The sequence below is a fragment of the Virgibacillus sp. M23 genome (assembly GCF_034190895.1).
Lineage (GTDB): Bacteria > Bacillota > Bacilli > Bacillales > Amphibacillaceae > Virgibacillus > Virgibacillus salarius.
The window spans coordinates 1-20,412 of record NZ_JAWDHA010000074.1; the positions used below are offsets into that span (position 1 = coordinate 1).

General features: G+C 36.9%; 18 protein-coding genes. All 18 read right to left on the reverse strand.

Annotated features, from left to right (window positions below):
* Positions 1 to 196: 196 nt before the first annotated feature.
* Positions 197 to 724 carry a hypothetical protein gene (locus RVS70_RS19245; protein WP_026681185.1) on the reverse strand — a complete coding sequence of 176 codons (528 nt, stop codon included), beginning with the start codon at positions 722 to 724 and terminating at the stop codon, positions 197 to 199.
* Between the two features lie 24 nt (positions 725 to 748).
* Positions 749 to 1,744: a flotillin-like protein FloA gene (gene floA / locus RVS70_RS19250; RefSeq protein ID WP_026681186.1), complete on the reverse strand. Its 996-nt coding sequence runs from the start codon at positions 1,742 to 1,744 to the stop codon at positions 749 to 751.
* Positions 1,745 to 1,827: 83 nt separating this feature from the next.
* A complete protein-coding gene (locus tag RVS70_RS19255) occupies positions 1,828 to 3,117 on the reverse strand; it encodes an NfeD family protein (protein ID WP_051388322.1) in 1,290 nt (429 codons plus the stop codon).
* A 1,284-nt stretch (positions 3,118 to 4,401) separates the two neighbouring features.
* Positions 4,402 to 4,857, reverse strand: coding sequence for an IS200/IS605 family transposase (tnpA, locus tag RVS70_RS19260; protein WP_121604857.1), 456 nt, complete (start codon positions 4,855 to 4,857; stop codon positions 4,402 to 4,404).
* A gap of 171 nt (positions 4,858 to 5,028) precedes the next feature.
* Positions 5,029 to 5,478, reverse strand: a complete 450-nt coding sequence (locus tag RVS70_RS19265; protein WP_026681188.1) for a GatB/YqeY domain-containing protein — start codon at positions 5,476 to 5,478, stop codon at positions 5,029 to 5,031.
* 15 nt (positions 5,479 to 5,493) lie between these two features.
* The gene (rpsU, locus tag RVS70_RS19270; protein WP_019377991.1) at positions 5,494 to 5,670 is read right to left on the reverse strand and encodes a 30S ribosomal protein S21; all 177 of its coding nucleotides are present in this window, start codon (positions 5,668 to 5,670) and stop codon (positions 5,494 to 5,496) included.
* Positions 5,671 to 5,810: 140 nt separating this feature from the next.
* On the reverse strand, positions 5,811 to 6,482 hold the full coding sequence (gene deoC, locus RVS70_RS19275; RefSeq protein WP_228089172.1) for a deoxyribose-phosphate aldolase: 672 nt from the start codon (positions 6,480 to 6,482) through the stop codon (positions 5,811 to 5,813).
* A 351-nt stretch (positions 6,483 to 6,833) separates the two neighbouring features.
* Positions 6,834 to 8,180 (reverse strand): tRNA (N(6)-L-threonylcarbamoyladenosine(37)-C(2))-methylthiotransferase MtaB, encoded by a 1,347-nt coding sequence (gene mtaB / locus RVS70_RS19280; protein WP_121605274.1) that lies wholly within the window; start codon positions 8,178 to 8,180, stop codon positions 6,834 to 6,836.
* Complete coding sequence (locus tag RVS70_RS19285) at positions 8,180 to 8,938, reverse strand: 16S rRNA (uracil(1498)-N(3))-methyltransferase (protein WP_121605275.1); 759 nt, start codon at positions 8,936 to 8,938, stop codon at positions 8,180 to 8,182. Before RVS70_RS19285 ends, mtaB begins: the two co-directional genes overlap by 1 nt.
* A gap of 22 nt (positions 8,939 to 8,960) precedes the next feature.
* Positions 8,961 to 9,899, reverse strand: coding sequence for a 50S ribosomal protein L11 methyltransferase (prmA, locus tag RVS70_RS19290; protein ID WP_166530992.1), 939 nt, complete (start codon positions 9,897 to 9,899; stop codon positions 8,961 to 8,963).
* A gap of 86 nt (positions 9,900 to 9,985) precedes the next feature.
* The gene (gene dnaJ, locus RVS70_RS19295; RefSeq protein ID WP_026681193.1) at positions 9,986 to 11,113 is read right to left on the reverse strand and encodes a molecular chaperone DnaJ; all 1,128 of its coding nucleotides are present in this window, start codon (positions 11,111 to 11,113) and stop codon (positions 9,986 to 9,988) included.
* 190 nt (positions 11,114 to 11,303) lie between these two features.
* Positions 11,304 to 13,139 (reverse strand): molecular chaperone DnaK, encoded by a 1,836-nt coding sequence (dnaK, locus tag RVS70_RS19300; RefSeq protein WP_121605278.1) that lies wholly within the window; start codon positions 13,137 to 13,139, stop codon positions 11,304 to 11,306.
* Between the two features lie 28 nt (positions 13,140 to 13,167).
* The gene (gene grpE / locus RVS70_RS19305; RefSeq protein WP_321134483.1) at positions 13,168 to 13,767 is read right to left on the reverse strand and encodes a nucleotide exchange factor GrpE; all 600 of its coding nucleotides are present in this window, start codon (positions 13,765 to 13,767) and stop codon (positions 13,168 to 13,170) included.
* A gap of 100 nt (positions 13,768 to 13,867) precedes the next feature.
* A complete protein-coding gene (gene hrcA, locus RVS70_RS19310) occupies positions 13,868 to 14,899 on the reverse strand; it encodes a heat-inducible transcriptional repressor HrcA (protein WP_321134485.1) in 1,032 nt (343 codons plus the stop codon).
* 185 nt (positions 14,900 to 15,084) lie between these two features.
* Positions 15,085 to 16,239: a radical SAM family heme chaperone HemW gene (gene hemW / locus RVS70_RS19315; RefSeq protein WP_026681197.1), complete on the reverse strand. Its 1,155-nt coding sequence runs from the start codon at positions 16,237 to 16,239 to the stop codon at positions 15,085 to 15,087.
* A gap of 588 nt (positions 16,240 to 16,827) precedes the next feature.
* Positions 16,828 to 17,094, reverse strand: a complete 267-nt coding sequence (locus tag RVS70_RS19320) for a hypothetical protein (protein WP_026681198.1) — start codon at positions 17,092 to 17,094, stop codon at positions 16,828 to 16,830.
* Between the two features lie 680 nt (positions 17,095 to 17,774).
* Complete coding sequence (gene lepA / locus RVS70_RS19325; protein ID WP_026681199.1) at positions 17,775 to 19,583, reverse strand: translation elongation factor 4; 1,809 nt, start codon at positions 19,581 to 19,583, stop codon at positions 17,775 to 17,777.
* A gap of 378 nt (positions 19,584 to 19,961) precedes the next feature.
* On the reverse strand, positions 19,962 to 20,279 hold the full coding sequence (locus tag RVS70_RS19330) for a hypothetical protein (RefSeq protein WP_026681200.1): 318 nt from the start codon (positions 20,277 to 20,279) through the stop codon (positions 19,962 to 19,964).
* Positions 20,280 to 20,412: the final 133 nt, after the last annotated feature.

Below are 20,412 nucleotides of genomic sequence, written 5' to 3' on the forward strand. Positions count from 1 at the left end.
AACGTGTTCTTCTTTGCAAAGTTAGTTGAGGCCGTGTCCGCGGAAAGCGAAGTAATTAGTCGGAGCGTTGCCAATATACATCAAACATTTCAAAATAACTACTCGGCTTAACGCAGTCATTGCACTGTTTTTATACTTTCTTAACTTACAAAAAAGCCATTCACAAGCAACGTTGCTTATGAATGGCTTTGGATAATTATCGTCTTCTTCTTTCAGCAATAACATTTCGATATGGCTTTATCGCTCTCGGTTTCCCTAGAACTTCTGCCATAATAATTCCATTTACTAATCCTTTTCTCGTTAGATTATTAGAAACTTGCTTCTTCAACTGCTTCTGAACTTCCGTAAGCTCATCATCTATTTGTTGAATCTGACCTCTATCAAGAGCCTTAGAATACTTTGTGATATCTAGACTTTCACTTGATTTGTCGGCTCCCATTTGATTAGCTAGTCGTTCCATCTGCTCTTTGTGCTGATCATCAACAGAAATGGTCGACACGGTAGTAGAAGCATTAGTTGAATTAGGTATCGACTGTGTTCGATTTCGGTTAGGAGTCCCACCAGAAGGAGTTGGAGTCGGCTTTGTTCGATTAGGCTGTCTATTTCCCTTCTGGTCATCCTTTTTAGAACCATCTTTTAAAACTCCTATGATCCCTGCTATTATAGCAAAAACAATAAAGAAATTACTAAAAATAGCATCAATTAGGTTGGATAGGGCATCCATCAAACCCCTCCCTTACTTTTAGGATTATTTAGGATCATTTTCGTCATGATTATCTTTAGATAAATTACCTATAGAATCTCGCATATCTGTATCTGCATCAATGTTTTTATAGTTCATGTAGTCCATCACACCTAAGTTTCCTGAACGTAAAGCCTCAGCAAGAGCAAGTGGTACATCTGCTTCTGCTTCCACAACTTTTGCACGCATTTCTTGAACCCGTGCAAGCATTTCTTGTTCTTGAGCAACCGCCATTGCACGACGTTCTTCGGCTTTTGCCTGTGCGATATTTTTATCCGCTTCCGCTTGATCTGTTTGTAGAATCGCTCCAATATTTTTACCGATATCAACATCTGCAATATCGATCGATAAAATTTCAAAAGCGGTACCAGCATCTAAACCACGATTTAATACATTGTGCGAAATAGAATCTGGATTTTCCAGTACTTGTGTGTGTGCTTCTGAGCTACCAATTGTACTAACCACACCTTCACCAACACGAGCAATAACCGTTTCCTCACCAGCACCACCGACTAGTCGATCGATATTAGCCCGCACGGTGATTCTTGCTTTTGCTTTTACTTCAATACCATCCATGGCAATACCTGCAATAAATGGTGTTTCAATAACTTTTGGATTAACACTCATTTGAACTGCTTCTAATACATCACGACCTGCTAAATCAATAGCAGCCCCTCGTTCAAATGGTAATTCGATATTTGCACGATGTGCAGCGATTAAAGCATTCACAACACGGTCTACGTTACCACCAGCTAAATAATGACTCTCCAGCTGATTTGTTTTAACATTTAATCCAGCTTTATGTGCTTTAATTAACGGATTGATAACCCGATTTGGCACAACCCTTCTAAGTCGCATCCCGACTAATTGGAAAATACCCACTTTCACGCCCGCTGCCAGCGCACTAATCCATAGCATTACTGGAATGAATGTAAATAAAATTGCTACAGCAATTAAGATAACCGCAATAATAATTAACGGCATTAGTTCTTGTAAATCCATTATTTTTCCTCCTATAAATCATTTATTATATGCATAGAACTCCATTCAATATAGTTTATCAATTGAATGCAGTCAAACATCCATTAATTAACTTTTCTCACCACGATACGTACACCTTCAACCTTAACAACCTTTACTTTTTGGTTCTCACCAATAAATCCGCCTTCTGAAACTACATCTAGACGCTCATTTTCAAAAACAGCTGTTCCAGCTGGACGTAATGGCGTCACGGTTACACCTTCCAACCCAATTAGCTCTAATCGATTTACAGAGGACACATATCCTTGCTCAGTAGTTGTTTGGTCTTTTAGGATAATATGCCGGAAAATACCTTTATCCATTCCCATTCTTCGAAATAAGATAACGGAAACGACTAGGGTGACTAAAAATGCAATTCCTATACTCATTGACATGTGACCAAGGTCATAGCCGGACAGAAATAATGAACCTATGATTGCGCCAATGCCAAGCAAACCCATAATGCCACCAGGTACAAATATTTCTGCAATAATTAATACAATACCTAGTACAAGTAATATGATTGCCTCCATACCTGCTAAGCCTGCTACAATATGACCATAGAAAAATAATACGAGCGAAACGAGTCCCATTATACCAGGAACACCAAATCCAGGGGAATATAATTCGACTACTAAACCAAGGCTAGCAACAGATAAGAGGATTGGTATAACAACTGGATTTGTTAAAAACCTAGCTATCTCTTCAGATAAAGTAGTCTCCTTCTCAATAATCTTCGCCTCAGATAGACCTAATTCATGAAGTAATTCTACACGATCTTCAATCGTTCCTTCAGAATAACCTACTTCTAAGGCGGAAGAAGGTCCTAAAGTTAAAAATTCACCCTCTCCTGCATCTAATTCTGGCAAATCAATGCTTTTATCCGCCATAGCTGCTGCGTATAATGGGTCTCTTCCTTTTGATTCTGCAGCACTTTTCATAGCAGCAATCCAAGCTGATTGTGCTTTTTGATCAGCTGCATTACCATCGGAGGTGATTACACCACTTGCTCCCATTGTAGCCTGGGGCTTCATATAAATAGAATCCGTATTTAAAGCGATATAAGAACCTGCAGAATAAGCTTGATTCACAACATAAGATGTTGTTGGAATATCTAAATTTTGAAGAAGCTTTGCAATTTGACCTGCGGAATCGACTCTACCACCTGGAGTATCAATTTCAAATATAATATGATCTGCTCCCTCTTCCCTTGCCTCTTCTGTTGCACGAGTGAGAAATGCTTCAAGTCCTCGTTCCACTTCTTTTTCAATAGGTATGACATACACCAATTTACCTTCACCTTTGTCAGCAGCACCTACAGGTACTTGATGGAAAAGTGGAAAGAAAAAAGCGATAAAGAAAACTAAATATGTAAATACTTTCCTAGTAGGCAACCACGATCACCTCCTTATTATGTATAGTTATATATACGAATCATACCTTAATTAGTTTCATTTTTTACGGATTAACTAAATAGTACCATAAAGTGATCTGTTAATGATACTTTAAATATAGCATGAAATAAACAAAGTCATCATCATGAGATATTACAATAAACAGTTCGGAAATTATAGGATGTATATCTGCCTAGCATACTTTCAGTTTGTCCTACAATACGACAGATAACGGAACCACTAAACTGAATGCAAAACTATTACTCTTCGGTTAGCATATAGTTTACATATATGTATTGTCGTTTAAAGTGAAACTTCAATTATTGTAGTTTAGTTTATCCCCAATGATTGATAGTACCACAAGGGAATGACCTTAAGTACTTTGAACGAATCGGACATTTACTGGTAGTTGATCCCCACTACCAATATTGGTTACCCTTTATCGCTTAAAGTGGCGGTCTTATTGCCAGTTATATGCGGGATAATCGAGTAGAGGGAGAAGCTAAGAGCTTCTCGCCCCTCTCACACCACTAGTACATACGGTTCCGTATACGGCGATTCAATTTACATCTCTGTGTGTACTTTTAGATAACGGTCTAAAGCAAAGGGAATACCTCTTTGCCGCCTTTCCTTTCACGTGACGAAGAACACTTCTCTTTTGATTATCCTCTGAGATACGCTCATACTTTTATCATTAATACATCCAGAAGTCTATCCTTCGTGCATTCATGGCGTAGAAACACTATAAATTGTTCAGCCCTTCATGATTTTTTTTCATCACTACTATGGCGTCGGCTGACTTCTCACGATAAACCTTTTTCGACCAGCTTTCTTTTTAGAGGACTCCTCAGCTGTCCGTGAGACCTCTCAGGGTAAGGACAACTATCTTTCCTCTTTTACTCGTCTGATTTACTCTATAGGGTTACGCACATCTTTTGGACTTTGGCTTGTTTGGGAGCCTTGTCCGCCTACAGAGCCTTGGTATCAGATTTCTGTTCGTCGAGCCAAGATTTTGATACACGCTTCCTTCAGCCTTTACCTCACGATAAACACCTTGCGCTTCTCTAGTGGTTGGTTGATGTGTACCCCCACAGTGGACTTTCACCACCTAGATAGTCGCCATGCCTGGCGCACCAAATAACTATCCGCCCGTAAAACGGGCGGTTTTAGTTTCGCCCTATAAGGGCACTTTACCAACGAGACCCCTAAAGGGGCTTCTGAATTGACCGTCAACCGTTTATCTTCCTACCTATTTTTAAATGGATCGACGTATTCACGTTTACTCATGTTGTCTCGTAGTCTATCCTCCGATTCTTGTTCACGAATGTATTTTGCCACAGTTTTTTGATTGAGCCCTACTGTACTGACATAGTAACCTTTAGCCCAAAATGTGCGGTTTCCATGATTGTATTTTAAGTTGGCATGTCTATCATGGATCATTAAAGAGCTTTTACCTTTTAAGTAGCCCATAAAGTAAGACACTGACATTTTTGGTGGTATTTTAACCAGCATATGGATGTGGTCAGTCATGGCATGAGCCTCAATAATTTCTACATCTTTCATCTCACATAAACGTCTTAAGATCACCCCGATGTCTCTTCTGAACTTGCCATAAATTTCTTTCCTTCTGTACTTGGGTATAAAGACTATGTGATACTTACAATTCCATCGGGTGTGTGATAAACTATTGTCACTCGACATGAGTAGATCTCCTTTCTATATATAGAGTCGGTTTGACGGCCAACTCTATTATATCGAAAGGAGATTTTTCTGTTACAACTCTACAAGTTTAATTCTCACACAGGCAGAGCCTGTGGTTTAAAAAACATCAATAAAAAAGTCTCAGTTACTATTATAACTGAGACCTTTTATTTAATTACGTAACTGTTTTTGTACGAGTTTATTAATTTGAGAGCCATCTGCCTGCCCTTTTACTTTAGGCATGATTGCACTCATCACTTTTCCCATATCTTTCATAGAAGTTGCATTTACTTCGTGAATCGTCGACTGAACTATTGCCTCAAGCTCATCATCTGTGAGCTGTGCTGGCATATATTCTTGTAAAATGTTAATTTCATTTTCAAGTTTTTGCACAAGATCTTCGCGTCCAGCTGATTTGAATTCTTGGAGGGAATCTTTTCTTTGCTTAACTTCTCTAGACAATATTGTGGTTTCTTCGTCTTCTGAAAGTGAATCTTTGCCAAGCTTTATCGATTCATTTTGTATTGAAGCTTTTACCATGCGAATAACACTAAGGGTTTCTTTGTCTTTATTCTTCATCGCTTGCTTCATATCCTGATTCAGATTTTCAAGTAATGTCATGCATTTGCACCCTCTTTAGAATTTACGCTTTCTAGCAGCTTCAGATTTCTTTTTACGACGAACACTTGGTTTTTCATAGTGTTCACGCTTACGATATTCTTGCAATGTACCACTTTTGGATACACTACGTTTAAAGCGACGAAGAGCATCTTCAAGAGACTCGTTTTTACGAACGCGAGTAGTATTTGACATGCTAATTTCCCTCCCTCCGAAGCACAAAACAGATTGTACCGGCATGTTGTTCATTCCACATGCCTTTTTAAAGTATAATATATTCCTTTATTTTGGTCAACTGATTATTTCCAGCCAATTAATTTATTATACATAGAGATTTAATAATCAGCAGTACCTTGATCACCTTTTAAAATAGAAACTCCTGCACTTGCACCAATTCTAGTTGCACCCGCTTCAATCATTGCATTTGTCGTCTCTAAATCACGAACACCACCTGAAGCTTTAACTCCCATTTCTGGTCCAACCGTTTGACGCATTAAACGAATGTCCTCAACTGTAGCTCCGCCTCCAGAAAAACCTGTAGACGTCTTTACAAAATCAGCATTTGCTTCTTTAGCTAGCTTACATGCGCGAACTTTTTCTTCCTCGGTTAATAGTGATGTTTCGATAATCACTTTCGTCAATGCTTGTCCTTTGGCGGTAAGAACCACTTTTTCGATGTCTGACTTAACTGTCTCATCGTCTCCAGATTTAAGCGCACCAATATTGATTACCATGTCTACTTCTGTTGCACCATCTTTAATTGCCTGCTTCGTTTCTGCTACTTTTGCTTCCGTTGATGTTGCTCCTAGTGGAAAACCAATAACCGTACAAACCTTAACCGTTGTATTCTTTAATTTACTATAGCAATATGGAACCCAGTATGGATTTACACAAACAGATGCGAAGTCATATTCGATTGCTTCTTCTACGATTTGTGTGATTTTTTCCTTCGATGTTTCTGGTTTTAATTGTGTATGGTCAATGTATTTTGCCAATTGATTTGTCACATGAATCTTCCTTCCTATCATTGTTGTACGTACCTCTCTAGCCATCATAGCATGGAAGAGTATAAAAATCTAATTTCAGCTTTATAAACCAACATAGTCTCTATAGATTGACGAATAAACAAACTTAGAAATATCTGCAAATCATTGTCTGAAGTTCTATGTTTTAATTGAAAATAAATTGCTATACAAAAAAGGATCTACGACAGATGTAATTTAAAAACAATAAAAAACGAAGGATAATTAGTTTTAAGTAATTATCCTTCGTTTTTTTCATAGAATAACTAATTCAGCATTTGGTTATTCGTATGTTGTGTAAAAAAGTTGTATTTTTTCTCAGCCCGTCATACGAATTTACTTAGCTTCTTCAAACAAAACATCTTCCATGATTCGTACAAATGTACCTTTATTTATTGGATAACCTGCTTTTGTTATTTTTACTCGAACTAATTTACCAATCATGTCCGGTGTACCCTCAAATTCAACCTTTAGATAGTTATCCGTGTAACCTATTAAATGATTTGGGTTGTTATCATCTGAAGCATGTTCTTCAGGGATAACCTCTAATACCTCATTTTCATACGTAGACGCATAGGCTTTGGCTAATTGATTAGATAACTCAATTAGCTGATGAACTCGTTCGTTTTTTACGTCATCATCAATTTGTCCATCCATTCGAGCTGCTGGTGTACCAGTTCTTCGTGAGAAAGGGAAGACATGCAATTCCGAGTAGCCTATTTCCTTAATATAGTTGTATGTCTCCATAAATTCTTCATCTGTCTCTCCCGGAAAACCAACGATAACATCAGATGTAATAGCTAGCCCAGGTAATGCCTTTTTCAGCTTATCAATTTTTTCTCTGTAATAGCCAGTAGAATATTTTCTTCTCATTCTTGCAAGAACAGAATCTGATCCTGACTGGAGTGGAATATGCAAATGTCTTACAACTTTTTCAGATTTATCTAGTACTTCAATAACTTCATCAGTAATCTGACTAGCTTCAATTGAAGAAATTCGAATACGTTTTAAACCATGAACCTTTGTTTCTAAATCACGTAGAAGCATCGCAAAATTGTAGTCTTTCATATCCTCACCATAGCCCGCTGTATGAATACCCGTTAAGACAATTTCCTTATAACCAGCATCTACCAGCTTCTGTGCTTGTCTAACTACGTTTTCAGGATCTCTTGATCGTAATAGCCCACGCGACCATGGAATAATACAAAATGTACAAAAATTATTACAGCCCTCCTGTATTTTTAAGGAAGCTCTTGTACGATCTGTAAATTCAGGTACATCCATTTCTTCAAATACTCTATTTTTCATGATATTTGAAACACCATTAATTGGTTCTTTCGTTTTCTTATGTTCTTCAATATAAGAAATCATGTTTTTTCGATCCTGTGTACCAACTACAATATCAACTCCAGGAATTTCCATTATCTCACCTGGTGAAGTTTGTGCATAACAGCCAGTTACACAAACAATTGCTTCAGGATTTTTTCGAATCGCTCGGCGAATTACTTGTCTGCTTTTCTTGTCACCTGTATTTGTCACCGTACACGTATTTATTACATAAACATCTGAATCATGATCAAATTCAACACGCTCATAGCCATGATCCATAAACATTCGCCATATACCCTCTGTCTCATAGTGGTTAACTTTACAACCTAATGTATGAAATGCGACTGTCGGCATTACTCACACCTCAATTCTTCAAAATGATAGGAAATACTAGCTAACGCATATAATGCCGCTGTTTCCGTACGTAAAATTCTTGGTCCTAATCGAACAGCTTGAAAACCGCTTGCTTTTAAAGCAATGGTTTCATCTTCTGAAAAGCCCCCCTCAGGGCCAATACAAATTAAAATTCGCTGTCGAGGCTTTAACTTGCGGAGATTTTCTCCAAAGGATTGGTAATTTGACGTCTTTGCCTCCTCTTCATAGGCAAAGAGTTTCATATCATAACTATCACTAAAGTCTATCAGTTCTTTTAAAGATTTACTGTATTGGACATTTGGTAGTTTATTACGGTGGCTTTGTTCACTAGCCTCTTTTATAATTTTTACCAATCGGTTTAATTTCTTTTCTTGCTTCTTTTCATCCCATCTTACAACAGAACGAGATGCTTGAAAAGGAATAAACGTGTTCGCTCCAAGTTCCGTTCCTTTTTGAAAAATTAGATCTAATTTATCTCCCTTAGGAAGCCCTTGTGCTATTGCTACTTCAACCGGTAATTCAGCATCTTGCTTAAGCCATTCTTTAATATCTGCATACACAACACCATTATCTAAGAACGTGATCCTACAAATTGCTGCCTGTCCATCCGGATGATTACAAATAATGCAATCTCCTGCTTTAAAACGCATCACTCGTTTCATGTGATGAACATCATCACCAGTTATTTTAATTGTAAATTCATTCCACATGCCTTTTGGAACAAAATATCTTTGCAACAACCCACACCTACTTTAACATCTACAATTTTTGTGCAACAATGGAGATCCAATCCTCCATCTCATTCATCTGAATGATTTGAAAACCTTGCTGCTCTAGACGATCCTTTACCATCTGTTTTTTATTTTGAATAATACCAGATGTTATAAAATAACCTCCAGGTTTTAGATTATTCCATGCATCGTCAACAAAACGAACGATAATCTCTGCTAAAATATTTGATACAATTATATCTGCTTCTATTGCTATATGATCCAATAAATTATTCTGCTTAACAGAAATCTTTTTTTCCATTTTATTTAATTTTGCGTTTAGAATTGTACTCTTTACAGCAGCATCATCTAAATCATATGCATGCACATGGCTTGCTCCCAATAATGCTGAAGCAATACTCAAAACTCCTGAACCAGATCCAACATCAATGACAGTATCTCCGCTTTTCATAAATTGCTCCAATGCCTGAATACTTAAGACAGTTGTAGGATGTGTACCCGTCCCAAATGCCATACCTGGATCAAGTTCTATGATCACCTCGTCAGTATCCACTGGTGTATATTCTTCCCATGTTGGAATGATCGTAATTTGCTTAGAAATTTTCACTGGTTTATAGTATTTCTTCCAGGCTGTTGACCATTCTTCTTCGTTTACTTCACTTAATGAGATTTGATTTCTTCCTAAATCAATATCATATAATAGGAGATTATTAATAGCTTGTTTTATTTCCTCAACCGTCTCTCCTAAAAAACTATTAACTGGAAGGTATGCTTTAATATAGACTCCTTCTTCTGGATATTCTTCTGGATTTAATTCAAATATTTCACCAAAAGCAGTGGAGTGCTCTTTTACTAAATCAATCGGGTCTTCAATAACGAGTCCACTTGCACCAGTTTCATGAAGAATATTCGAGATTGGCTCAATCGCTTCATTTGTTGTATGAATACAGAGTTCAGACCATTTCATACTGGATCCACCCATTTCCTTTTGAAATTATCATACACCTTACCGCTATCAATTCTTGTTATGTAAACGGTGCTTATAACACACCGTTATTCACTTTTGAATGCCTTCTTAAATCGATCAAACAATGAACTGCCTTGTTCATCCGTGGCATCGTGACCACCAATTTCGTTAAATTCACGTAACAGCTCTTTTTGGCGTTCTGATAATTTAGTAGGTGTCATGACTTTCACTTTAATATGCTGATCTCCATGACCATAGCCTCTAACGTTCGGCGCTCCTTTTCCTTTCATTCGGAACGTTTTCCCGGTTTGTGTACCAGCTGGTATTTTCAATTTTACCTTTCCATGGACTGTTGGAACCTCGATTTCATCACCTAATGCTGCTTGCGCGAAGGTCAATGGCAATTCACAGAAAATATGATCTCCTTCACGCTGGAAGAAATCATGCGGTTTGACTTGAACTACTACAAACAAGTCTCCTGGAGGACCTCCATTAACCCCGGATTCGCCTTTTCCTGATACCCGTATTTGTTGGCCTTCATCAATTCCTGCTGGGATGGTAATATGAATAGTTTTGCGCTTTTTAACCTTTCCAGTACCACCACACGTGTTACATTTATCAGGAATAATCTTTCCTGATCCACTACAATAGTTACAAACCCTTCGATTTACAACTTTACCAAATGGTGTATTTTGTTCCATATTTAATTGACCTGATCCCCCACAATGGGAGCATGTCTTTGCTTTCGTTCCTGGTTTTGCCCCAGATCCAGAGCAAGTATCACATGTTTCTTCTTTTGGTATCGTAATATCCGTTTCTTTACCAAATATTGCTTCCTCAAAATCAAGAACCATCGTATATTGGAGATCGGCTCCTTGCTGTGGTGCATTCGGATCTCTACTTCGTCCACCTCCACCAAAGAACATATCAAAAATATCACCAAAGCCTCCACCGAAGTCTTGCGAACCTCCGAATCCGCCGAAGCCTTGGCTTTGTGGACCAGCATGACCGAATTGATCATATTGAGCACGCTTTTGTTCATTACCTAGAACTTCATAGGCCTCTTTGGCTTCTTTAAATTTATCTGCAGCATTAGCTTCTTTATTAACGTCCGGATGGTATTTTCTTGCTAGCTTACGATAAGCTTTTTTTATTTCTTCCTTCGATGCCCCTTTATCGACACCGAGTACTTCATAATAGTCTCGTTTACTCACTTGACAATCACTCTCCCGATACTCACTTTTGCATAACTTTTATCTTACCACCTTATACAGTCTTGTGGCAAATGTTGAAACAAATACGCTAACGTGTAAAAAAGTCAAAGTCAAGAGGATCCTGACTTTGACTTTTAATTTACCGGATTAAGGATAGAAACTTAAGTTTCTAAACCTATTCATCCCAATATTATTTATTTTTATCTTCCTCATCATCAACCTCTTGATAATCAGCATCCACCACATCATCATCGCTATTACCAGCCTGATCTGATTGCTGTGCTTGCTGCTCTTGTTGCATTTGTTCATACATTTTCACGGATAATTGTTGAACTTGCTCTTGAAGAGCTTCTTTCTTTTCTTTAATTTGTTCAATATCATCAGCTTCAATGGCTTTTTGCAATTCTTCCTTAGCAGCTTCTGCTTTTTGTTTTTCATCTTCAGAAACCTTATCTCCTAAATCTTTAATTGTTTTATCTGTTGTAAAGATTAGTTGATCAGCTTCATTACGTAATTCAATTTCTTCGCGACGTTTTTTATCATCTTCCGCATTCTCTTCAGCTTCTTTAACCATGCGGTCTACTTCTTCATCTGATAGACCAGAAGAGGATTTGATTGTAATAGATTGTTCTTTATTTGTACCTAGATCTTTGGCACGTACATTTACAATACCATTCGCATCAATATCAAAGGAAACTTCAATTTGCGGTACTCCTCGTGGTGCTGGTGGAATATCCGTTAATTGAAAACGACCTAAAGTTTTATTATCTGCAGCCATTTCGCGTTCACCTTGTAGGACATGAATGTCTACTGCTGTTTGATTATCCGCTGCAGTCGAGAATACTTGAGAATGACTTGTTGGAATCGTTGTGTTACGCTCAATTAATTTCGTAGTTACAGATCCCATTGTTTCAATACCAAGTGATAGAGGTGTTACATCTAATAATACAACATCCTTCACGTCACCTTGTAGGACACCGCCTTGAATTGCAGCACCTAAAGCAACTACTTCATCAGGGTTAACTCCTTTAGACGGTTCTTTACCAATCGCTTGCTTGATTGCTTCTTGAACTGCAGGAATTCGTGTTGATCCTCCAACCAATATAACTTTATCAATGTCACTTGCTGACAAATCAGCGTCAGACAAAGCCTTGCGAGTAGGCACCATTGTACGCTCTACCAACTCTGAAGAAAGTTCTTCGAATTTTGCTCTTGTTAGATTCATTTCTAAGTGCAGTGGTCCAGCTTCTCCAGCTGTAATAAATGGTAAAGAAATTTGTGTTTGAGATACCCCTGATAGATCTTTTTTCGCTTTCTCGGCAGCATCCTTTAAACGTTGTGTAGCCATTTTATCTTTTGATAGATCAATACCATTTTCCTTTTTAAATTCTTGTACCATGTAATCGATAATAACCTCATCGAAGTCATCACCGCCAAGACGATTATCACCTGCTGTAGATACAACTTCAAATGTACCGTCACCGATATCTAGGATAGAAACGTCAAACGTTCCGCCACCAAGGTCGTAGACCAAAATTGTTTGGTCTTCGTTTTCTTTATCTATGCCATAAGCTAGTGCCGCAGCGGTTGGCTCATTAATAATACGTTCTACTTCCAAACCAGCAATTTTACCAGCATCTTTTGTTGCTTGTCGCTCTGCATCATTAAAATATGCTGGAACTGTAATAACAGCTTTACTTACTGTTTCACCGATATAATCTTCTGCAAATGACTTAATATGTTGCAAGATAATAGCAGAAACTTCTTGCGGAGTAAATTCTTTATCTTCTATCTTCACTTTATAATCTGTTCCCATATGGCGTTTTATAGATTGTATTGTGTTTGGATTAGTAATTGCTTGACGCTTTGCAACCTCTCCAACCTGTCTTTCACCATTTTTAAAAGCCACTACTGATGGAGTTGTACGGTTTCCTTCTGGGTTAGGTATTACTACTGACTCTCCACCTTCCATTACAGACACACAAGAGTTTGTTGTACCTAAATCAATACCAATTATTTTACTCATGATTATTCCTCCTTAGCTACGTAAACAATTATTTATTAACTTTTACCATTGCTGGTCTAATAACACGATCTTTCAACTTATAACCTTTTTGCAATTCCTCAACAATTACATTAGATGCCTTTTCTTCATCTTCTACTTGCATTACTGCGTGATGTAAATTTGGATCAAACTCCTCATCTACTGTAGCTATCTCTTCTACACCTTGTGAAAAGAGAGCATCCTTTAATTGATTGTAGACCATCGTAATCCCATCAATTAAACTAGATGTTGCCTCTGTTTTTTCAACTTGCAACGCCCGTTCAAAATTATCCAATGCGGGTAACAATTCTTGGATTAAATCCTGGGATTTATATTTTCGCTCTGCGTCCCTTTCTTTTAAGGTACGTTTCTTGAAATTATTAAATTCTGCTTGAACCCTTAACATTCTCTGATATATTTCATCCTTCTCTTTCTGGAGTGTATCCAACTCACTCTGTTCAATTGTCGAATGATTAGTTTTATCAGTTTCTACTTCTTCCTCTTTTGCATCGATTACTTCAATCGAGTCAGCAGTTTCTGCTTCTGCCTTTGCTTCTACTTTTTCTTCATCATCAGTAACGGTTCTCGTTTGTTTATCCTGTTCTTCCACGTGTGACACCTCCAATTTAAACTAACCAACATTCACTATAACACGTTGCACTTTTGAACGAAACAATAGCGAAGTCATGTTTTAATAAATTTCATAAGATTTATTCATTGTTTTTATACCACATATACAGTGCTTCTGTCATTTCATGTGACAAAATATTTAGTAATGAAATAACTCTTCGATACTCCATTCTTGTTGGGCCAAGTAATGCAATTGTCCCCGTCTGATCTTCTCCTAAGTGATAAGCTGCAGTAATTAAGCTCAGATCTTTAATGGCTTCGACATTGTTCTCTCTTCCGATGGATACTTTAATCCCATCCTTGGACTGTTTCAGCATACTTGCAATCTCATCCTCATTTTCGATCATTGCATAGAAAGAACGTATTTTATCTACATCATTAAATTCCGGTTGCATCAGCATATTAGATTTTCCACCAATATATAATTTAACCGGATGATCTTGAATAAGTGCTGCATTCAAGTAATGGTATGAATTCTCTAGATTGGATACGTACTTTTTCATCATGGAAGCAATTTGTGAATTGAATTTTTCTGCCAATTGTATAATTGGTACGCCACTCAATTGGTCATTCATAATATTTACCATCTTTTCTATATCAGATGGTTCAATTTCATGAGGTATAGAAAATGACCGATGTTCCACATGACCAGTATTTGTAACAAGAATAGCAACCGCCGTATTCGACGATAAGGTAATAATTTGAATTTGCTTTAATTTTGTTTCAAACATTTCAGGTCCCAGAATGATCGTTGTATAGTTGGTTAATCGAGATAGAACTTCTGCTGACATCTGAACAATTTGTTCAAATTCAAAGAAATTATCTTGAATAATATGCTTAATCACATCGCCGTCTTCATGCATTATACTTGGAGAAATGAGATGGTCGACGTAATATCGGTACCCTTTTTCTGAAGGTACACGTCCTGAAGATGAATGCGTCTTCTCAAGGAAGCCCATATCCTCTAGATCCGCCATTTCGTTTCGTATGGTTGCAGCGCTAAATGAAATATGCTCTTTTTTCGATATAGCGCGTGAGCCAACAGGATGTGCCGACTCGATGAAATCATCAATAATTACTTGTAAAATCAATAATTGCCTTTCTGTTAACATGATGATCACCTCTGTTAGCACTCAACCTTATCGAGTGCTAATGCTAATTATAAATTACCAAATCCACTTTTCTTTGTCAACGAAATGACTTGTATCTCAGTATGTGCCATATAAAATAACCTGTACAAAAGAGACAGGCTATTTTTACATATATCTCTTATCAATCAATCTTAGTGTCGACGTGACTATATTTGTACGGAATCCTCTAATAGAAATCTTTCGAATACTTCATTAGCTAATAATTTTCCTTCACTGGTTAAGCGAATCGACATATCATCCTCCTGTAACCAGCCCTTCTGCACAAGACTTTCAATGGATGACTTATACAACTTATCAGGAAAGAATCCAAATCTAGATGCAAAGGTCTGTTTGTTTACACCTTGCATTTTTCGTAAACCTAAAAACATTTCTTCCTCAATCTGTTCTTTATTATTAATTTGATCAATATGGAGAACAGGTTTGCCATCAGCCATTGCCTGTTTGATATATGCTGGTAATGGTCTTATATTGCCATACCTCTTGCCTGGAATATACCCGTATGCACCTGCTCCAAAACCATAATAATAATTATTATCCCAGTATGTTAAATTATGCTTGCTTTCAAACCCAGCTTTCGCAAAGTTACTTATCTCATATTGCAGTAATCCATGTTTTTTTGTAGTATCGGTTAAAATATGATACATTTCAACTTCTTCTTCTTGAGCTGGACGTTGCAGTTTTCCTTTTTTATGACGCTGAAAGAATACTGTTTTCGGTTCAATTTGCAATGCATACGTAGATAAATGTGGTAGTCCCAGTGCCATGGCCTGATTCAAAGAATTTTTGAAATGATCAATTGTTTGATTAGGTAGTGCATATATTAGGTCTGTACTAATATTAGTTATTCCGTTATTCTGAAGTAATTCAACTGTTTCATAAACATCCTTTACCTTGTGCAATCTACCTAGCTCTTTTAACATATGATCATCAAAAACTTGTACGCCAAGTGAGACTCTATTCACACCATATGTTTTTAATAACTTGACCTTTTCGTCATTAAAATCACCTGGGTTTGCTTCAATCGTGTACTCTTCACATTGAGTCATATCAAATTTCTTATCAATAAATGAGAGCAGTGATTCTAGTTGGTTAACAGATAGAGCTGTCGGAGTTCCTCCACCTATAAAAACCGTCTTTACTTTATTACCTGTATCGTCTACATATGTAGAAATCTCATTCTTTAATGCAACAAGATAATCATTAGCTCTCTTTTCATTATAAAAGAACTTTGTAAAGTCACAGTAGTAACAAATTTGCTGACAAAACGGGATATGGATATATACAGATTGAATTGCATTCATATTAGTGCTCCTTACGAAAAGGAAAAAGGAAAAACTGTTTTCCAATTTAACAGCTCTCCCTTTCCGTTTCAGATATTGATGATCCTTTATTCTAAAATTACCATAAAGGCTTCTAATTGCTAATTGTATCTTTGTGTATTTTATTATATCTAACATTATTTATCAAGCCAAATAGCTCCTTGGAAGGATAAGCAAACTCCTAATACTGTAATCATTATGGGTATCATTAAACCTCATTTTTCCCTTAATTTAATTCCACCTACCAGCATTCCACCTTGATAAGAACTTTGAAGAAAACTTAAATCTAGAGAATTCCCTCGTAGAACTTGGTCCACGATGCAAGGTATACCCATGAGTAAAGGATCGAAGAAGAAAAAGAGTTTATTATAATGAGAATGATGAACATGTTATTTTAAGCTATGTAGTTTGTTTCATTTTGATTTCTCGCAAAATTTATGTGAATTTGAATGATCTCCCAAGGGGATGGATATATAGAACAAGTTAATACGAAGGGGAAGAGAAAAACGAAAAACCCCTCACTACATTTAATGAGGGTTTTTCATGTTTATTAGCATCTAGAGCCTTCTTTTACTGAATATTATTTGCTGTTTGTTGCTGTGAATTATCAGTTTCACCTTGTATAGCACTGGATAATTGTTGCACATTCTGATTGGTAGTCATATTTTGTAAAGGTTGAGTCAATTGTTGAGCTCCAGAATTATTTAATGCATTAGAAATGGTTTGAGGCAAATTTTTAAATGTTCCATTTTGAACTCCTCTTGTAATACCATAAATAGCTGCTCCTGCAGCTCCAATAGCAAGTATTGACGTCATCATACCTTGTCGGTTATTCATATATTTATCACCCTTTGTGTGTTGTTCTTGTGCTTCCGTTTTAGTTTTACAAAACACACCAAAAGTATACGAATGATTATACCTCATTTTATTCCATTGATTATACTATTTAACAAATTAGTCTTCGTTCTATACAGTATTGAACGAAGGAATTGATGAATTGTAACAAAGTGGTAAACATTATAAATTATCACTGATTAAAAAATAACTACAGTGCTTATGAAAAGACTTTCTATATGAATGTTTTCCCCACTGTCACTGGGTCAACTAAAAGGATTTTCCCAGTTGATTTCATCAATGCTATATAAAAGATGCTATTTTTAGGTCTATTCCATACAAAAAGTAGGGTTTAGAGAAAAGATCTGTATCAGCGAAAGTGATGGATATACATTTAGACTCTCGCAGGAAACCGCCTTTTGCTTCCGAGGAAGTTGAGGTGTTGCCAGGAGAAAGCGAAGTGTATATCCTCCTGGCGTTACAAACGGCTATCCATATATTCAAAAAATAAACTTGCAGTGAGTTTTTTTATCACGCTTTAAGCTCTTTAGAGCCCCCGCATAGCCAGAGGAGAGGTATTCTAAACCATTAATAAATAGTACTGCCACCAACATATTCAATGTGGTGGCAGTAGAGTAGCAAAGCGTCTATTTTTCAATTTGATATATCCTTAAAACGTTGATTTAATCATCCTTCATTTCCAAAACTGCCATAAAGGCTTCTTGCGGTACCTCTACAGAACCTACCATCTTCATACGCTTTTTACCTTCTTTTTGTTTCTCCAATAACTTACGTTTACGAGAAATATCTCCACCATAGCATTTAGAGAGAACGTTTTTCCGCATTGCCTTAATTGTAGATCTAGCCACTATTTTATTTCCAATAGCAGCTTGAACGGGAACTTCAAATTGCTGTCTTGGAATTAGCTCTTTTAATTTATCAACAATGTGCTTGCCACGTTCGTAAGCAAAGTCTCGATGGACAATAAATGAAAGTGCATCAATAGTATCACCATTTAATAAAATGTCCATTTTCACTAAATTGGAAGAGCGATATCCAATTAAATCATAATCAAAGGAAGCATACCCTTTTGTTTGGGATTTAAGTTGATCAAAGAAATCATAAACAATTTCAGATAATGGTATATGATAAATAACATTAACTCGAATGTCATCCAAGTATTCCATATCAATGAATTGACCACGTTTTTTTTGTGCGATTTCCATCACTGCTCCAACATATTCATTTGGAACCATGATTGTAGCTTTTACATACGGTTCTCGAACATCTTTGATCTGCTGAGGATCTGGCATAACGGAAGGATTATCGATAGCAATAACCTCTTCGTTTGTCTGCTCCACTTCGTAAATAACACTAGGTGCTGTAGTAATTAGATCTATTTTAAATTCTCGTTCAATACGTTCTTGAATGATTTCCATATGCAAAAGCCCTAAAAATCCACAACGGAAGCCAAATCCTAATGCTTGAGATGTTTCTGCTTCATATTGTAATGATGAATCATTTAATTCTAAACGCTCTAGCGCTTCTCTCAAATCATTATAATTATTGGCGTCAACTGGATACAGCCCGCAAAATACCATTGGATTTAATCGCTTATATCCTGGTAACGGTTCAGCAGCAGGTCGGTTAGCTAATGTAATCGTATCCCCAACTCGCGAATCACCCACGTTCTTAATAGAAGCTGTTAAATAACCGACATCTCCTACGGTCAGTTCATCTTTAGTAATTGGCTTGGGACTAAATACCCCTAATTCATTGACTTCAAATTCTTTATCCGTTGCCATCATTTTAATTTTATCGCCTACTTTTATAGAACCTTCCTTAATACAAACGTAGGCGATAACTCCTCGATAGGGATCGTATAAAGAGTCGAAGATTAACGCTTTAAGCGGCTCTTCGGTATCACCCGCAGGCGCAGGGATTGCTTCCGTAATTCTTTCAAGAATTTCATCAATCCCAATATTTGCTTTTGCTGATGCTAAAATGACATCATCGCCATCAATACCAATCACATCTTCTAATTCTTTTTTCACTCTATCTGGATCTGCACTCGGCAAATCGATTTTATTAATAACAGGTATTATTTCTAAATCGTTATCAAGAGCTAAATAAACATTCGCTAACGTTTGGGCTTCAATGCCTTGCGCAGCATCAACAACAAGAATTGCTCCTTCACATGCAGCAAGGCTTCTAGAAACTTCATATGTAAAATCGACATGACCCGGTGTATCAATGAGATGAAAAATATAGTCTTCTCCTGCGTTACTTTGATAATTTAATTGTACAGCATTTAATTTAATGGTGATGCCACGCTCACGCTCGAGATCCATTGCATCGAGTAATTGATCTTTCATTTCTCTTTGTGTTATTGCTTTTGTGCGTTCTAATATTCGATCTGCCAAGGTTGACTTGCCATGATCAATATGTGCGATAATTGAAAAATTACGCACATTTCTTTGAATTTTTGCCATTAGAGATGTTCACTCCTACTTTCTTTTATCTCTACAGATAAAAGGCCTTAAATTATCAGTGACAATGACTAGCATTGATTATAGCAATAGTAACAGTTATGTTCAAGAACAAAAGCGCAAGCGCCCGATTAGAACGTAGCGACTAGAGCAAGTCAACCGAGATAAAGAAATCACGGTGAGCTTGCGAGCCGATGATGACTTAGATTAGGGCGATTCGTGAAGTCACCTCGTTTCTGGGCGCTGAAGCTGGACGTGGCTCAACACGTCCATATTGACCCACATGGGCTAATTTTATAATTTCCTAGACTAGAACAAAAGCGCAGAGCACTATAACTTTAGGATCTGCGCTTCTACAACATAATTGCACCTATATAAAAATTAAAAAAATAATTGGGAAACCTGGTAAAGTATCTCTACCACCACTTCATAAAATCCAGATACACCAGCTTCTAATATCGATGCCGTCTTCTCTGTAACAGGTGAAGGTCCATTCGTGTTAATCTTCTCTTCCGTAATAACTTCAGTGGTATCTGATGTTGTTTTAGTTTGCAATACTTCATCTTTAGCCTCTTTAACATCAACCTTCATTTCTGTTTGCTGAGGTGTTGACTCTTCTGCTTGTTTATCATTCCCGTAGACCACTCCAGTTAAAAAACAAACTGCTAATAATAATAATACAATTAATGAACGAGTCATCTTAACACCTCCCTCTATATACTTTAATTATCTTCAAAATACTCTTGTTTTCTTAGAATTAATCAAGCACCATTTCATTGAATGTATTGATGGATAAAGCGTTTAATCAGAGTACAGAATATTCTAACCGGGT

Bases quoted from the DNA above. Each gene is read 5' to 3' on its own strand.
- mtaB (WP_121605274.1), bottom strand. From the start codon at position 8,180: ATGCCGACAGTCGCATTTCATACATTAGGTTGTAAAGTTAACCACTAT.
- tnpA (WP_121604857.1), bottom strand. From the start codon at position 4,857: ATGTCGAGTGACAATAGTTTATCACACACCCGATGGAATTGTAAGTAT.
- RVS70_RS19320 (WP_026681198.1), bottom strand. From the start codon at position 17,094: ATGAATAACCGACAAGGTATGATGACGTCAATACTTGCTATTGGAGCT.
- RVS70_RS19330 (WP_026681200.1), bottom strand. From the start codon at position 20,279: ATGACTCGTTCATTAATTGTATTATTATTATTAGCAGTTTGTTTTTTA.
- dnaK (WP_121605278.1), bottom strand. From the start codon at position 13,139: ATGAGTAAAATAATTGGTATTGATTTAGGTACAACAAACTCTTGTGTG.
- hrcA (WP_321134485.1), bottom strand. From the start codon at position 14,899: ATGTTAACAGAAAGGCAATTATTGATTTTACAAGTAATTATTGATGAT.
- lepA (WP_026681199.1), bottom strand. From the start codon at position 19,583: ATGGCAAAAATTCAAAGAAATGTGCGTAATTTTTCAATTATCGCACAT.
- RVS70_RS19245 (WP_026681185.1), bottom strand. From the start codon at position 724: ATGGATGCCCTATCCAACCTAATTGATGCTATTTTTAGTAATTTCTTT.
- RVS70_RS19265 (WP_026681188.1), bottom strand. From the start codon at position 5,478: ATGACATTACTTGAAAATCTGAATCAGGATATGAAGCAAGCGATGAAG.
- floA (WP_026681186.1), bottom strand. From the start codon at position 1,744: ATGGATTTACAAGAACTAATGCCGTTAATTATTATTGCGGTTATCTTA.
- hemW (WP_026681197.1), bottom strand. From the start codon at position 16,239: ATGAATGCAATTCAATCTGTATATATCCATATCCCGTTTTGTCAGCAA.
- prmA (WP_166530992.1), bottom strand. From the start codon at position 9,899: ATGAAATGGTCTGAACTCTGTATTCATACAACAAATGAAGCGATTGAG.
- rpsU (WP_019377991.1), bottom strand. From the start codon at position 5,670: ATGTCAAATACTACTCGCGTTCGTAAAAACGAGTCTCTTGAAGATGCT.